This window comes from Zavarzinia marina (genome assembly GCF_021568905.1).
Classification (GTDB): Bacteria; Pseudomonadota; Alphaproteobacteria; order Zavarziniales; family Zavarziniaceae; genus Zavarzinia; species Zavarzinia marina.
Genome location: NZ_JAKGSB010000010.1, coordinates 12799 through 28231 on the forward strand (window position 1 = coordinate 12799; position 15433 = coordinate 28231).

Annotated in this window: 14 protein-coding genes and 1 riboswitch; of the genes, 6 read left to right on the forward strand and 8 right to left on the reverse strand. The window is 69.3% G+C overall.

Annotated features, from left to right (window positions below):
* Positions 1 to 3 precede the first annotated feature (3 nt).
* Genes L2U69_RS18420 through L2U69_RS18435 form a run of 4 tightly spaced genes read left to right on the forward strand, consistent with a single transcriptional unit; the run spans position 4 to position 4004 of the window.
* Positions 4 to 486 carry an SRPBCC family protein gene (locus tag L2U69_RS18420; RefSeq protein ID WP_236108595.1) on the forward strand — a complete coding sequence of 161 codons (483 nt, stop codon included), beginning with the start codon at positions 4 to 6 and terminating at the stop codon, positions 484 to 486.
* Positions 483 to 1343 carry a M24 family metallopeptidase gene (locus L2U69_RS18425; RefSeq protein ID WP_236108596.1) on the forward strand — a complete coding sequence of 287 codons (861 nt, stop codon included), beginning with the start codon at positions 483 to 485 and terminating at the stop codon, positions 1341 to 1343. Before L2U69_RS18420 ends, L2U69_RS18425 begins: the two co-directional genes overlap by 4 nt.
* Positions 1344 to 1345: 2 nt before the next feature.
* Positions 1346 to 3100, forward strand: a complete 1755-nt coding sequence (locus tag L2U69_RS18430) for an SDR family oxidoreductase (protein ID WP_236108597.1) — start codon at positions 1346 to 1348, stop codon at positions 3098 to 3100.
* A 10-nt stretch (positions 3101 to 3110) separates the two neighbouring features.
* Positions 3111 to 4004, forward strand: coding sequence for a metal-dependent hydrolase (locus L2U69_RS18435; protein WP_236108598.1), 894 nt, complete (start codon positions 3111 to 3113; stop codon positions 4002 to 4004).
* 24 nt (positions 4005 to 4028) lie between these two features.
* On the opposite strand, the gene L2U69_RS18440 is transcribed toward L2U69_RS18435, so the two are convergent.
* From L2U69_RS18440 to cobD, 8 genes are all read right to left on the reverse strand, one after another.
* On the reverse strand, positions 4029 to 6191 hold the full coding sequence (locus L2U69_RS18440; RefSeq protein ID WP_236108599.1) for a malate synthase G: 2163 nt from the start codon (positions 6189 to 6191) through the stop codon (positions 4029 to 4031).
* A gap of 15 nt (positions 6192 to 6206) precedes the next feature.
* A complete protein-coding gene (locus tag L2U69_RS18445) occupies positions 6207 to 6614 on the reverse strand; it encodes a GlcG/HbpS family heme-binding protein (protein ID WP_236108600.1) in 408 nt (135 codons plus the stop codon).
* An 89-nt stretch (positions 6615 to 6703) separates the two neighbouring features.
* A complete protein-coding gene (locus tag L2U69_RS18450; RefSeq protein WP_236108601.1) occupies positions 6704 to 7489 on the reverse strand; it encodes an ABC transporter ATP-binding protein in 786 nt (261 codons plus the stop codon).
* Entirely contained in the window at positions 7489 to 8490 is a 1002-nt protein-coding gene (locus L2U69_RS18455) for a FecCD family ABC transporter permease (RefSeq protein WP_236108602.1), read from the reverse strand. The genes L2U69_RS18450 and L2U69_RS18455 overlap by 1 nt, the downstream gene beginning before the upstream one ends.
* Positions 8487 to 9383, reverse strand: coding sequence for an ABC transporter substrate-binding protein (locus tag L2U69_RS18460; protein WP_236108603.1), 897 nt, complete (start codon positions 9381 to 9383; stop codon positions 8487 to 8489). The genes L2U69_RS18455 and L2U69_RS18460 overlap by 4 nt, the downstream gene beginning before the upstream one ends.
* A gap of 1 nt (position 9384) precedes the next feature.
* Positions 9385 to 11328, reverse strand: coding sequence for a TonB-dependent receptor plug domain-containing protein (locus L2U69_RS18465; RefSeq protein ID WP_236108604.1), 1944 nt, complete (start codon positions 11326 to 11328; stop codon positions 9385 to 9387).
* Positions 11329 to 11494: 166 nt separating this feature from the next.
* A riboswitch (cobalamin riboswitch) is annotated at positions 11495 to 11688 on the reverse strand.
* A gap of 38 nt (positions 11689 to 11726) precedes the next feature.
* Positions 11727 to 12368 (reverse strand): 5,6-dimethylbenzimidazole synthase, encoded by a 642-nt coding sequence (gene bluB, locus L2U69_RS18470; protein WP_236108605.1) that lies wholly within the window; start codon positions 12366 to 12368, stop codon positions 11727 to 11729.
* On the reverse strand, positions 12365 to 13408 hold the full coding sequence (gene cobD, locus L2U69_RS18475) for a threonine-phosphate decarboxylase CobD (protein ID WP_236108606.1): 1044 nt from the start codon (positions 13406 to 13408) through the stop codon (positions 12365 to 12367). The genes bluB and cobD overlap by 4 nt, the downstream gene beginning before the upstream one ends.
* On the opposite strand from cobD, the gene cbiB reads away from it, so the two are divergent.
* Entirely contained in the window at positions 13407 to 14381 is a 975-nt protein-coding gene (gene cbiB / locus L2U69_RS18480; protein ID WP_236108607.1) for an adenosylcobinamide-phosphate synthase CbiB, read from the forward strand. The genes cobD and cbiB overlap by 2 nt on opposite strands.
* 87 nt (positions 14382 to 14468) lie before the next feature.
* Positions 14469 to 15431 carry a fatty acid desaturase family protein gene (locus L2U69_RS18485; RefSeq protein WP_236108608.1) on the forward strand — a complete coding sequence of 321 codons (963 nt, stop codon included), beginning with the start codon at positions 14469 to 14471 and terminating at the stop codon, positions 15429 to 15431.
* The last annotated feature ends 2 nt before the right edge of the window (positions 15432 to 15433 follow it).

Sequence of the window (15433 nt, forward strand, 5' to 3'; positions counted from 1 at the left end):
GTCATGGCCATTGCCGTCGACATTCACCGTGCCCGCCGAGAGGTGATCCCGGCCGACTACGGCCGCATGCTCGCCCTGCTGGACGATCTGCCGGCGACCCTCGCGCATTTTCCCGCCCTCGACAATCTCGTCGCCGTGGCGCCGGATCATTTCCACTGGCACCTGGCGCCCATCGGCCCCGCCGCCTACCGCATGCCCGTCGATTTCGCCACCCGCTTCACCATCGAGCGGACGTCCGGGCGCCTGCGCTTCGAGCCGGTGAAGGGTATCGGCAATGCCAGTATCGGCGGCCGAATCGCCCTTTCGCCCGAAGGCACCGACGCCACCTCGCTGGAGATGACCATCGCCGGCACCGTCAAGGTGGCCGTGCCCTGGCTGTTGAAGACCCTGGCGGCGCCGGTGGTCGCGCGCGAATTCAACGCCCTGGTCGACGGCTTCGTCGCCAACCTCAAGTCCGCCCATCTCGATCCGGAGCCCCTGGCATGACCGTTCCCGACGAGGCGACCCGCCTCGACGCCTTCCGCAAGGCGCAGCATCTCGCCTATGCCGCCGCAGAGGCCGCGGCGGCCGAGCTTCGCCCCGGCATGACCGAGCGCGAAGCGGCGAAACTGATGGATACCTACGCCCGCGACAATGGCGTGAACGAATGGTTCCACCAGCCCTTCGCCTGGTTCGGCGACCGCACCGCCTTTCGCGGCCCCATCGCCTGGACGGCGCTGCGCGGCTTCAACCCGGCGTTCTTTCCCGGCGGCCGCCGCCTCGAGGAAGGCATGGCCTTCATCCTGGACTGCGCCCCCGTCGTCGAGGCGGCGGTGGCCGACATCGGCTATTCCGGCGCGCTCGGCGAAAACCCGGTGGCCGAACAGTTGATGGACGACCTGCAGGCCCATCGCGCCCTGATCGTCGATCGCCTGAATCAGGGCGCCACCATGGCCGAGGTTTCCCGCGCCGTCGACGCGCTGTGCCGGCGCCAGGGCGTCGAGCCGCGCCACAAGGCCTATCCCTACAATGTGCTGGCGCATCGCGTCGAAGTGCTGCCCGGCAAGCCCTCCGGCCTCGGCATCGCCCGTTTCGGCCTGCGCTCGGTCCGCGAGTTGCGCCGCCAGGTGGCCCAGGGCCGGGCCGAGGGCTGGTCGCCGCTGTGGTCCAGCGCCGAACGCTCCGACCATCCGCCGGTGCCGGGCCTCTGGGCGGTCGAACCGCATCTCGGCTTTCGCGACGTCGGCGCCAAATTCGAGGAACTGCTGGTCATCGACGCCGAGGGCCGCGCCCGCTGGCTCGACGACGATCTGCCCCACGTGCGGCGCTGGAACGCCCGCAAGACGGCACGAAAGGCCGCCTGACCATGATGCCCTTCCACGTCGCCAGCGGCGAAGTCACGCTGCACGGCCATGCCGGCGGGCCCGAAGGCGCCCCCACCGTCGTACTGATCCACGGCTATCCGGACGACAGCACGGTGTGGGACGGCGTCGTCGCCGATCTCGCCGCCGATCATCGGGTCATCACCTATGACGTGCGCGGCGCCGGCGAGTCCACGGCGCCCGCCTCGACGCGGGGCTATCACCTCGACCGGCTGATGGCCGATCTCGCCTCGGTCCTCGACCAGGAGGCGCCGGCGGGCAAGGTCCATCTGGTCGGCCACGACTGGGGTTCCATCCAGGGCTGGCAGGCCCTGGTCGATCCCCGCACCCGCCAGCGCATCGCCTCCTATACCTCGGTCTCCGGGCCGTCGCTCGACCTCGCCTTCGGTGCCATGAGCGATCGCCTGCGCGCGCAGAAGCTCGGCGCGCTGCCGCCCATGCTGAACCAGTTGATGCGCTCCTGGTACGTCATGGCGTTCCATGTTCCGGCCTTCGCGCCCCTGGTCTGGCGCGCCGGCGCCGCCCGCCTCTGGCCCCGCCTGCTGAAGCGCACCGACGGCATCGAGATCGAGGCCCGTCCCGGCCAGCTTCGCGACAGCCTGAACGGCATCAATCTCTACCGCGCAAATTTCCGCGAGCGCATGATGCACCCGAAACGCCAGCGGATCGAGGTGCCGGTGCAGTTGCTGGTGCCGGCCGACGACCCCTTCGTCGGTCCCGCCGTCTTCGACGACCTCTGCGATTACGTGCCCCATCTGATGCGCGAGGAGGTGGCCAGCGGCCATTGGCTGCCGCTCCGCGATCCCGCCCTGTTGGCCGGGCGGATCCGCCGCTTCGTCACCCATGTCGAGACCGGCGTGGACGATGCCGCCCTGGCCCAGGGCCGGCGCCGCGCCGCCCGCCACCGCGGCGACGCCGGGCCCTTCGCCGGCCGCCTCGCCCTGATCACCGGGGCGGGCAGCGGCATCGGCCGCGCCACCGCGCTCGCCCTCGCCGAGAAGGGCGCCGACGTCGTCGTCACCGACATCGATCTGGAGGCGGCGGAACGCACCGCGACCCTGGCGCGCCTGATCGGCGTCGATGCCCATGTCCGCCAGGTCGACGTCGCCGATCTGACCGCGATGGAGGCGCTGGCCGCCTTCATCGACGAGAAGGTCGGCATCGTCGACATCGTCGTCAACAATGCCGGCATCGGCATGGCCGGCGATTTCCTCGACACCACGGAGGAAGACTGGCGCCGCGTGCTCAACGTGAACCTCTGGGGTGTCATCCATGGCGCGCGCCTGTTCGCGAAGCGCATGGTGGCGGCCCGCGTGCCGGGCCATGTGGTGAACGTCGCCTCGGCCGCGGCCTATACGCCGGCGCGCGGCATGTCCGCCTATGCCGCGACCAAGGCGGCGGTGATGATGATGAGCGCCTGCCTGCGCGCCGAACTGTCGGGCCAGGGCATCGGCGTCTCCACCATCTGCCCCGGCCTGATCGACACCGGCATCACCGACCGCACCCGTTTCGTCGGCGCCAGCGAGGACGAACAGGCCCGCAAGCGGGCCAGCGCGTCCCGCCTCTATGCACGGCGTGCCCTGACCGCCGAAGCGGTCGCCGCCGACATCGTTGCCGCGATCGAGGAAGACCGCGCCGTCGCCCGCACCGGGATGGAGGCCGTCGCCTTCGACCTGATCGGGCGTGTCTCGCCCGGTCTCATGCGCATGATCGCCCGCGCCGACCTGATGCCGAAGTGAGGGAAGAGCCATGACGACCCCGCACAAGATCAAGCCCCGCAAGGTCGCCTTCGACTGGTCGAAGACCGATCCGCAATGGATCGAGGGCGAGGCCTTCGTCTCCCATCTCGCCAATTCGACCCATATCCTGCTGCCCATCGTCGAAGCCTGGTTCTGCCAGGTGTTCAAGGATGCCCTGCCCCAGGTCACCGACGACAAGCTGCGCGACGACGTCATCGCCTTCATGCGCCAGGAAGCGATCCACGGCGGTGCCCACCGCCCGGTGGCCGACGTCTTCAAGGAGAAGGGCATGGACATCGGCGCCGGGATCGCGCGGACCCAGCGCCTGATCGATTTCGCCCTGGGCAATCCCGCGCGGGTGTTCGGCCTGCTGCCGACCAGGCGTCTCGGCCTCGACAAATGGTGGCTCGGCACCCGGGTCGGCGTGATCGCCGCCGGCGAACATTTCACCTGTATTCTCGGGCGTTTCATCCTGGAGAACCGGGAGCTCGACAAGCTGCCCCACGATCCGGCCATGATGGACCTGCTGCGCTGGCACGGCGCCGAAGAGGTGGAGCACCGCGCCGTCGCCTTCGATCTCTACAAGCACCTCACCGGGGCGCCGCTGACCAACCGCCTGCTGGTCATGGGTTTCATCGTGCCCATGCTGACCTGGTACTGGATCCGTTCCACCCAGTATCTGATGCGGCAGGATCCCTCGATCGCCAAGACCCCCGGTTTCTTCCGCGAATGGCGCCGGGCGGCGAAGCGCAACCTGATCCCGACCGCCGCCGATCTGCTGGGCGGAAGCTGGCGTTTCCTGATGCCGGGCTATGATCCCGAAAAGGAAGCCGACACGGCAATCGCCCTCGACTATCTGGCGAAATCGCCCGCGACCAAGCGGAAGGTCGGGGCCGCGGGCTGAGGCGCGCGGCCCACCTCCCGCCCCTCACCCCGCCTTGGCGACGAGGCGCCATTTGTGCAGCAGGGGCTCGGTATAGCCGCTCGGCTGTTCACGGCCCATGAGCACCAGGTCGACGGCGGCCTGGAAGGCGACCGACGCCTCATAGGCCGGCACCATCGGCTTGTAGAGCGGATCGCCCGCGTTCTGGCCGTCGACCACGGCGGCCATGCGGCGGAAGGTCTCCATCACCTGTTTCTCGGTGACGACGCCGTGATAGAGCCAGTTCGCCATGTGCTGGCTGGAGATGCGCAGCGTAGCGCGGTCTTCCATCAGGCCGACGTCGTTGATGTCCGGCACCTTGGAACAGCCCACGCCCTGGTCGATCCAGCGCACGACATAGCCGAGGATGCCCTGGGCATTGTTGTCCAGTTCCGCCTGCACCTCTTCCGGCGACCAATTGGTGTCCTTGGCGACGGGGATGGTCAGCAGCGCATCGGTGTAATCGACCTTGGGCTCGGATTCGAGCCCGGCCTGGACCGCGAAGACGTCGACTTCGTGGTAGTGCAGCGCATGCAGGGTGGCGGCGGTCGGCGACGGCACCCAGGCGGTATTGGCGCCCGCCTTGGGGTGCCCGATCTTCTGCTTCAGCATTTCGGCCATCAGGTCCGGCATGGCCCACATGCCCTTGCCGATCTGGGCCTTGCCGCGCAAGCCGCAGGCCAGCCCGGTCTGGACGTTGTTCTTCTCGTAGGCGGCGATCCAGTCCATGCCCTTCATGGCGCCCTTCCGCACCATGGGGCCTGCCTCCATCGAGGTGTGGATCTCGTCGCCCGTGCGGTCCAGGAAGCCGGTGTTGATGAAGGCGACGCGATGTTTCGCCGCCTCGATGCAGGCCATGAGGTTCAGGGTCGTGCGGCGTTCCTCGTCCATGATGCCGAGCTTGACCGTGTAACGCTCCAGCCCCGCGATGTCCTCGGCGCGCGCGAAAAGCTCGTCGGCGAAGGCGACTTCGTCCGGCCCGTGCATCTTCGGCTTCACGATATAGACGGAACCGGCGCGGGAATTGCGGCGCATGCCCGTGCCCAGCAGGTCGTGCTTCGCGATCATGACCGTGACCGCCGCATCCATGATGCCCTCGGGGATCTCGCTGCCGTCTTCCAGCAGGATCGCCGGATTGGTCATGAGATGGCCGACGTTGCGGACGAACATCAGGGACCGGCCCGGCAGGGCGAAACTGCCGCCTTGGGGATCGGTATAGGTGCGATCCGGGTTCATCGCGCGGGTGAAGCTGCGCCCGCCCTTGCTCACCTCTTCGGTCAGGGTGCCCTTCATCAGGCCCAGCCAGTGACCATAGGCGACCACCTTGTCCTCGGCATCGACGGCCGCGACCGAATCCTCGCAGTCCATGATGGTGGTCAGGGCCGCTTCCATCAGAAGATCCTTGATCCCGGCGGGATCGGTCTTGCCGATGGGATGATCGCGGTCGATCTGGATCTCGATATGAAGGCCGTTGTTGGCGATCAGGATCGCCGAGGGATCGGCCATGTCGCCGACATAGCCGACGAATTGCGACGGATCGGCAAGGCCGATGGCGCCGTCGCCCATGATCGCGGTCAGCACGCCGCCCTCGATCGAATAGCCGCGCGCATCGCCATGGCTGCCGCCGGCGAGCGGCGCCGCCAGGTCCAGCACGTCGCGGGCGAAGGCGATCACCTTCTCGCCCCGGGCGGGATTGTAGCCCGTGCCCTTCTCCGCCCCGCCGTCCGCCGGGATCGCGTCGGTGCCGTAGAGCGCGTCGTAGAGACTGCCCCAGCGGGCGTTGACCGCATTGAGGGCATAGCGCGCGTTCATCACCGGCACCACGAGCTGGGGCCCGGCCTGGGCGGCGATCTCGGTGTCGATCTTCGAGGTCTCGATGGTGAAGGGTTCCGGCTCCGCCACCAGATAGCCGATGCCGCCCAGATATTCCCTATAGGCCGAGGGATCGCTGACGCCGCGGTCGCGGTGCCACATGTCGATCTTCACCTGCATGTCGTGGCGGATCGACAGCAGCGCATGGTTCTTCGGCGCGAGGTCGTGGGCCATGGCGTCGAAGCCGGCCCAGAAGGCGTCGGCGGTGATGCCGGTGCCGGGCAGCGCCTCGTCCTCGATGAAGCGCGCCAGTTCCTCGGCGACCTGGAGACGGTTGCGGGCGACGCGGGCGGTCATGGGCGGATCTCCGGATCAGAGGCCGAGGGCGGCGATGCCGGCCTTGGCGATCTGCGCGTCCTCGACCGACTTGACGCCCGAAACGCCGACGGCGCCGGCGCATTCGCCGTCCACCATCACGGGCACGCCGCCCTCGAGCAGGCCGGCCAGCCCCGGGGCCGAGAGGAAGGAGACCCGGCCACCGTTGATCATGTCCTCGAAGGCCTTGCTTTCGCGCCGGCCGAGAGCGGCGGTGCGGGCCTTTTCTCGGGCGACGTCGGCGGAGAAGGTCGGCGCGCCGTCGAAGCGCGACAGACCCATCAGATGGCCGCCGTCGTCGACCACGGCGATCGTCACGGCCCAACCGTTGTTCGTGGCTTCGGCGCGCGCGGCGGCGAGGATGGTGTCGACGTCGACTTGGGTCAGGACCGCTTTGGTCTTCATGCCGGGAACTCCTGGGCAACCGTGATGGCGAGCAAGCTCGAACCATAGTGGTGGCGCGGTGGGGCGTCCACCCGCCGCCGCCGGAAGCACTATTCGGGCTTCGCAGAAAGTCGCCGCCAGGGAATCACATGGGCCTCGCCCCCCGTGCCGCCGCGCAGGGCCTCGATGTGATAGGCCTCGGACAGATGGCCGTCGGACAGGACCTCGGCCGGGGCGCCGGCGGCCAGCACCCGCCCGCCCGACAGCAGCACCAGACGGTCGCAGAAGCGCGCCGCCAGCGTCAGATCGTGCAGCACGACGACGACGCCGGCCCCGTCCCGCGCCACCCCCTGCAGCAGCTCCATGGTCTGGAGCTGGTGATAGGGATCGAGGGCGGCGACCGGCTCGTCCGCCAGCAGCATCCGCGCCTCGACCGCCAGGGCGCGGGCCAGCAGCACGCGGAGCCTTTCCCCGCCCGAAAGCGTATCGAAGCGCCGTGTCACCAGATGCAGGCATTCGGTCGCCGTGAGCGCCCGTTCGACCGCCGCCCGGTCTGCCGCCGTCTCGCCGCCGAGGGGCCGGCGATGCGGCAGCCGGCCGAGGCGGACGAGCTGATCGACCCGGATCGGCCAATGGGCATCGGCATCCTGCGCCAGATAGGCGAGGCGCCGGGCGAGCGCGGGCCGCCCCACCGCCTTCAGGGTCTGGCCGTCGTAATGGACCGCGCCGGCCGCCGGCACCGCCAGCCCGGCCAAATGGCGCAGCAGCGTGGTCTTGCCAGCCCCATTGGGCCCGATCAGGCCGACCATCTCGCCGGTACCGAAGGCGAGATCGACACCGGCGAGGATGGTGGCATCGCCCGCGCGGCAGGTCAGGTTCTCGGCGGAAAGCCGCATCACGCCCCCTCCCGGCGCAGGCGCCAGATCAGGGAGAACAGGAAGGGCGCGCCGACGACGGCCGTGACCACGCCGAGCTTCAATTCCGGCTGAATCGCGATCAGGCGGACGGCGATATCGGCCATGAGCAGCAGGACGGCCCCGCCCAGCCCGCTGGCGAACAGCAGGCGGCCGGGCCGATGGCCGACGAAGGGCCGCAGCACATGGGGCACGACGAGGCCGACGAAGCCGATCGCCCCGGTCACTGCCACCGCCGCCCCGACCGACAGCGCCGTGCCGCCGACCAGTTTCAGGCGCAGCCGCTTCAGATCGAAGCCGAGCGACGCGGCGGTATCGTCGCCCAGCGACAGCCCGTCCAATGCCCGCGCCGAGGACAGCAGCAGGGCCCAGCCCACCGCCATCAGCGGCAGCGCCAGCAGGACATGGTCCATGCTGCGATCGGTCAGCGACCCCATGAGCCAGAAGGTGATCTCGACCACCGCGTAAGGGTTGGGCGAAAGATTGAGGGCGAGCGCGGTCAGGGCCCCGGTGAAGGCCGATATGGCGACGCCCGCCAGGATCAGGGTGGTCGTCCCCGCGCCCCGTCCGACCATGGCATAGAGCAGAATGGTGGCGAGCAGCGCCCCGGTGATGCCGCCCATCGGCAGCGCCAGGGTGAAGGCCCCGGCCAGGCCCGAATAGAACACCAGCACGGCCCCGAAGGCGGCGGCCCCGGAAACACCGATCACCCCCGGCTCCGCCAGGGGATTGCGCAGCAGGCCCTGCATGGCGGCGCCGGCAAGCCCCAGGGTGAAGCCGGTCATCACCCCCATGGCGGCACGCGGCAGGCGCAGTTCGGCCAGGATCAGGGCGGAGAGCGTGTCACGCCCCGCCAGCAGATCGGCGAACCCGGCCTGAAGATCGAAGGGCGCATAGCCGATCGCCACCGAAGCGGCGGAAAGCCCGGCGACCAGCAGCACGAGGACGGCGATCAGGCCGCCATAGGAAACTTCACGGATCACGGCACGTCCGGGGACACGGGCACGGGCACGGGTGCGGCGGCCAGGACCGGCGGCGCCACCTTGCGCCCGGCGACGGCAAGGGTTTCGACGGCATCGGCGATCGACGGCCCGGCGCAGGTCCAGAGGCGCGACGGCAGGCTGGCCGCCGTCATCCGCCAGGGCAGATGGCGCAGCACCGGATGGCGCAGCACCTCATAGGCAAGGGCGGGGGCCGGCGCCTCTTCCTCGTCCAGGATGACGAGATCGGGGCGGGCCCGGACCAGGGCTTCCATCGGCAGTTCGCGATAGGTGGCGAGCGCCGGATCGGCCCCCAGGTTGACCAGCCCGGCCCGGCGCATCAGCGTATCGACCAGCGAACCGTCGCCGACGGTGAAACCATTCGGCCGCAGCACCAGGGCGCGCACGGGCCGGGGCGCCGGCTCGATCGCGGCGAGGCGGGCGTCAAGATCCGCGACCATCGCCGCCCCCCGCTCCGGGTGGCCGAGCAGGGCGGCGACGTCCAGGATCTGGCGCTTCACCGCCTCGATGGTCACCGGCGCCTCCAGTTCGACGACCGGCAGGCCGACGCGTTTCAGAAGGGCGACGGTCGGCCGCGTCGTATAGCGCCCGGCCAGGATCAGGTCCGGTTCGGCCGCGATGATCTCTTCCGCCAGGCCGTGGTTCACCGGCACGTCCGCCGCCAGTGCCGCGACGTTGGAACCGCCCGGATCCCGCGACAGAAAGGAGATGGAGACGACCTGGGCGCGATCGGCGAGCTGCAGCAGCAGTTCGTCGGCGCAGAGGTTGATGGAGACGATGCGGCGCGGCGCTTCCCCCGCGCTTTCGGCGCGCCCGGCCGCCGGCAGCGCGAGCGCCGCCGCGAGAACCAGGCCGAGGAAGGCGCCGCGCCCCATGTCAGAACGTCGCCTTCACGCCGGCAACGGCGAGCCGCCCGTCGCTGCCGAAGGAATAGACGTTCTCGTAATCCTCGTCGAACAGATTGTCGACGCGGCCGTAGAGCTGGAAATTCTCCGTCAGGTCGAAGGACGCGGCCGCGTTCACGACCGTATAGCCGTCCATGTCGACATTGCGGCTGGCGAAGCTGCTGTCGAACACCCGGTCGGTGAACTCGCCCTGGCAGACGACGCCGATATTGGCGAGCGCACGATCGTCGAGGAAGCGATAGGTGACGTCGACACTGCCCGCATGGGCGGGCCGGCGCACCAGTTCGACACCGGCCGCGTCTTCCGTATCCATATAGGTATAGGTGCCGCGCAGCGTGAGGCCCGTCACCGGTTCCACCGTCGCCTCGAATTCGATGCCCCGGATCTTGGAGGTACCGGCCAGATTGATCGGCCGCGAAACCCCTGGCGCCACCGACTCGCTGCTGATCAGATCCGTGATCGACTGGCGGAAATAGGTCACCCCCACCATCACCCGGTCGTCCCACAGCGCCTGATCGACGCCGACGTCGAAGCCCCGTGCGGATTCGGGCTTCAGGTCCGGATTGCCGATGAAGGTATTGCTGTAGCCGTGCAGTTCGAGGAGCGTCGGGTTCTTCACGCCCGTGCCCTGGGAAACATGGAACTTGGTGCCCCAGGCATCGACGAAATAGGCCGCCGTCAGGCGATAGGTGTCGGCATCCTCGAAACGGTCGTTCTCGTCGTGGCGGACGGCGGCGGTCAGGGACAGGGCATCGAACAGGCTGACCTGATATTGCCCCGTGTAACCGTCCTGATCCATCGAGGTTTCGAGGTAGGAGCCGAAGGCGCTCCAGATCCGGGCGTCGTCTTCCCGTCGCTCGGCCGCGAGCGTGATGGTGTGGGTGGCATCGGCCAGGGACGGTGTCTCGAAGCTGTAGTCGGTCTGATAGTCGTAGCGGGTGGTGGTGCCCCGCGTGGTGAAGGTCGGCGTGCCGCCCGCGATGTCGCCGTAATAGTCGACGTCGCTGTCCGCGCGGCTGATGCCCAGGCGATGGGTCCAATGGCCGTCCAGCAGGGAAAAGCGGGTCTGGCCGCGCAGGAAGGATTGCCGGCCCTCGCCGCCCGCCGGATCGTCCAGGGTGATGCTGATGCCGGTGCCCGGTTCGATGCCGAAGCCTTCGTCGCCCTCGCGGCGGAATTCGGTGGCGCGGGCGACAAGGTCGAAGCCCAGCTCCGGCAGCGGATCGAAGGACGCCTTCAGATAGGCCGTGCCGCTGTTGTAGCCGTCCCGCTCGGTGGCACCCCGGGCCTCGGAGGCGGAGGAGAAGCCGGAGGTCACGCCCCCGGCGACGCCGGCGAGGATGCTGTATTGCTCGCCCCCTGCGTTGAACGAGAAACTGCCGGCGGCGGTGCCCCGGCTGCCGCCCTCGGCGCTGAGGGAGACGGAGGGTTTGCCGGTACCGCGCTTGGTTACGATGTTGACGACGCCGCCGACGGCATCGGAGCCATAGAGCGCCGACTGCGGCCCGCGCAGCACTTCGATGCGTTCGATGTCGGCGGTCAGGATATGGGCGAAATCGACGCTGCTGTCGGCGGCCGGGTCGTTGACCACCACGCCGTCGATCATGACCAGGGTCTGGTTGGTCTCGGCGCCGCGAATGCTGACGCCGGTCAGGCCGCCCGTGGTGCCGGTGCGGGTGACGGAAACGCCGGGCACCAGTTTCAGCGCGTCGGAGACGCGGCGGATCTGTTTCGCTTCCAGCATCTCGCCGGTCAGCACGGTGACGGTGCTGCCCACTTCGGTCAACGGCGTGGCATCGCCCCGATTGGCGGTCACCGAAACCATGGGCAGCATCACCGACTCTTCGGCCTGTGCCGCGCCGGCGACGGCCACGGCGGACGCCGTGACGAGAAGAAATGCCTTCGACCGAACCATGCCCCAAACCTCCCGCGGCGCCGCGCGCCCCTGGCTGACCGAGGACATCGCCGCAGGCGGAACAAGCGCCTGGATTCGTGGCTGGAAGGAAAGCCCGCCGCGACAACGTCCGTGACGCATCACCGCAGCGGTTGGCCCGCTACCGCAGGCTCGCCCGGCCTTCGGTAGAGTGATGCCCCTGGCGGCAGGTCTCCTGGCTCGCGGGTTATGGCCCTGTACCGTCTTCCCGACCCCATCGGGGATCAGTGACGTCTGGTACGGGCTCGCCGCTCACAGTTGCGGGGACAGCCACGGTCGGGCGCGAACGCCTTCCGTGTTCCCTTTGAATCCCATGGGGGAACCGCCAAAGATGGCGCAGTTGAAGCGCGGCCGGGGCTTCGTGTCAATGGCGTTGCGGCTCACCGGCGCAGAAGCCGGTCCGACAGGGGCGTTCGCGCCTGCCAGCCGTGGCGTTCCAGTTCCGCGTCCTCGTGTTCCTCCACCGGATAGCCGATGCAGAGATAGGCGATCAGATGCCAGTCGGGATCGCAGTCGAGATCGGCGTTCACCGTATCGGGGTCGAGAATCGACACCCAGCCCAGGCCGACGTCATGGGCCCTGGCCGCCAGCCACAGGGTATGCACCGCCGTCGTCGCCGAATGCTCGATCGTCTCGGGCATGGTGCGCCGGCCGAGACCGTGACCCTGCGGCGGCGCCATGTCGGCGAAGACCGCCAGATGCACCGGCGCCTCTTCCAGTCCCGAGAGTTTCAGGCGGGCATAGAGCGCCGCCTTCTCGCCCGCGTAATCGGCCAGGGCATCGGCGTTGGCGCGGCGGAAATTGGCGCGGATGCGTTCCCGACGATCAGGATCGTCCACGGTGACGAAGCGCCACGGCTGGCTGTTGCCGACCGAAGGCGCGAGATCGGCGAGTTCGAGGAGACGCATCAGGAGACCGGGCGCCAGCGGCGCGCGGCGAAAGCGCCGCACGTCGCGGCGCCAGCGCAGCAGATCCTCGAAACGGGCGCGGAAAGTATCGTCGAAGACGGGCGGCCGGGTCATGACAGAACCCCCGCCAGCCGCGCGAAACCATCGTCGTTCCCCGGCACGCCGAGGCGCAGCCAGTCGGGCCGGAACGGAAACGGCCGGGTCAGGATGCCGGCCTCGGCGAAACGCTGGAACCAGGCGCCGGCATCGTCACGGGCGAACAGGCGGAACAGGCGGCAGCCGCCGATCAGGGTGAAGCCCGCCGCCGTCATCAGCGCATCCAGCCGCGCCGCCCGTTCGCCGGCCCGCGCCATGGCGCCGAGGCGCCAGCGCCCGTCCGCCAGCGCCCGTATGCCGACGGCGATGGCGGGCCCGGAGACCGCCCAGTCGCCGAAGCTGGCCCGCAGCCCCGCGATCATGTCCGGCGACGACAGCGCGAAGCCGAGACGCAGCCCCGCAAGCCCATAGGTCTTGCCGAAGGAGCGCAGCACCACGAGCCCGCCCAGGGGCAGGAAGGGCGCGACGCTCACCCCCGGCTCCAGATCGGCGAAGGCTTCGTCCACCACGAGGAGGCCGCCCCGCGCCGCCATCCGTGCCGCCAGCGCGGCGAGATCGGCGGCCGGGATCACCCGCCCGTCGGGATTGTTGGGATTGACCAGAACGGCGTAATCCGCCGTCTCCAGCGCCGCCAGGGTCTCGACCGGGCGGACGCGATGGCCGGCCCGGGCCCAGGCCGGACCATGGCCGCCATAGGTCGGGCCGAGGACGGCGACGCGGCCGGGGGTCACCAGATGAGGCAGGATCTCGATCAGGATCTGGGTGCCGGGCGCGGCCATCACCAGGGCGGGATCGGCGACGCCATAGGCTTCGGCGGCGACGGCTTCGAGGCGGGCGCAATCGCCGGGTTCGGGCAGGCGGGTGAAGACTTCGGGCGGGAGGTCGCCGATCGGATAGGCATCCGGATTGATGCCGGTCGACAGATCCAGCCAGGGCGTGGGCGCCATCGGGAAACGCGCCCGTGCGGCGGCCAGACGCCCGCCGTGGACCGCCAATGGGTCCGACACCGAAATCCCTGACGCGGCGGGCTGTTTCATGCTAGCGGTGCCGGCATCCATGATGTTCGACCTCCTCCCCCTCCTGTTGCTGGCCGCCCTCGGGATCGAGGCCGCCGTCGGCTATCCCCCGGTGCTGCTGGCGCGGATCGGCCATCCGGTGATGTGGATCGGCGGTCTGATCGCGCGATTCGAACAAGCCGCGAACCGCCCGACCATGCCGAACCGGCGCCGCAGGCTCAATGGCGTTGCCACCATCATCCTCGTCGTCGCGACCGTGGCGCTGCCCGCGCTGGCGCTCCAGATCGCGGCGTTTCGTCTGCTGCCGGTCTGGATCGCCCTGCCCCTGCTGGCCCTGATGGCCTCGAGCCTGATCGCCCAGCGCAGCCTGCACGACCATGTCGCCGCCGTCGCCCAGTCCCTCGAAACCGACGGGCTTCCGGCCGGGCGCCAGGCGGTTTCCATGATCGTCGGCCGCGATACCAGCGTGCTCGACGAAGCGGGCGTCGCCCGTGCCGCGATCGAAAGCCTGGCGGAGAATTTCTCGGACGGGATCGTCGCCCCCGCCTTCTGGTGCGGCATCGCCGGCCTGCCGGGCATCGCCGCCTATAAGGCGATCAATACCGCCGACAGCATGATCGGGCATCGCAACGACCGCTACCGCCACTTCGGCTGGGCCGCCGCCCGGCTGGACGATCTGGTGAACCTGCCGGCATCCCGCCTCGCCGGCCTGTGGCTGGCGCTCGCCGCCGGCCCGGCCGGTTTCGCCGCCGCCTTCCGCGCCGTCTTCCGGGATGCCCGGCACCACCGCTCGCCCAATGCCGGCTGGCCCGAAGCCGCCATGGCCGGCGCCCTGGGGCTGCGCCTGAACGGCCCGAAACGCTATGGCGACGCCTGGAGCGACGACCATTGGATGGGCGACGGAAGAGCCGAATGCGGGGCCGCCGACATCCGCCGCGCCCTCGCCCTCTATCGCCGGGCCTGCCTGATCCAGGCGGGCGCCGTCGTTCCGATCGCTGCCTCGCTCCTCGCCTGATCCCGGTCCTTGCGACAAGGCGCGCGGGCTGGTGTATCATGGCCGAAACGACAAGGGCCATTCAGCCCGACCCATGAGGGAAGACGCATGTCCACCGCCTTTCGTCTGAACGACGCCTTCAGTCGTGACGAGATCCGCCGTTTCTCGGCCAAGTCGGACCTGGCCGGCTGGTGGGCGGTCGGCGGCACCTGGGCGCTGATCGCCGCGAGCTTCGCCGTGATGGCGATCTGGCCCCATCCGCTGACCGTGCTGCTCGGCCTGATCGTGCTGGGCGGGCGGCAATTGGCACTGTCGATCCTGATGCATGAAGGCGCGCATTACAGCCTGTTCAAGACCCGCGTGCTGAACGACATCGTCGCCGACTGGCTCTGCGCGCGGCTGGTCTGGAACGATGTGAAACGCTATCGCCGCCACCACATCCAGCACCATTCCCATACCAATTCCGATCTCGACCCCGATCTCTCCCTGGTCGCCCCCTTCCCGACCACGCGGAAGTCGCTGCGCCGGAAGATCGTCCGCGACCTGATCGGGCGGACGGCGCTGAAACGCGTGCTCGGCCTCTTTCTCATGGATATCGGCGCCCTGACCTATACGGTCTCCGGCGGCGCCCGGCTGGTCCCGCGGAACGGCCGCAGCATCGCCTCCTACGCGGCGGAAGGCTTGCGCAACATGGGGCCGATGCTGGCGACCAATGCCGCCCTCGCCCTCGTCTTGTGGGCATTCGGCGCGGGCTGGACCTATTGGGTCTGGATCGCCGCCTATATGACCACCTACAGCCTGTTCATCCGCATTCGGGCCCTGGCGGAACACGCCTGCACCGAGATGAGCGACCACCCCCTGCGCAACACGCGGACGACGCGGGCCGGCATCCTGGCCCGGCTGACGGTGGCGCCAATCCATGTGAACTATCACCTGGAACACCACCTGATGCCCTCCGCCGCCTGGTATCACCTGCCCCGCATGCACAGGGTGCTGCGGGAACGGAACAGCATCGGCCCGGCGCCTTCCTATCCCGACGTCCTGCGCACCGTGACCGCCAAGGCGGGGTGACG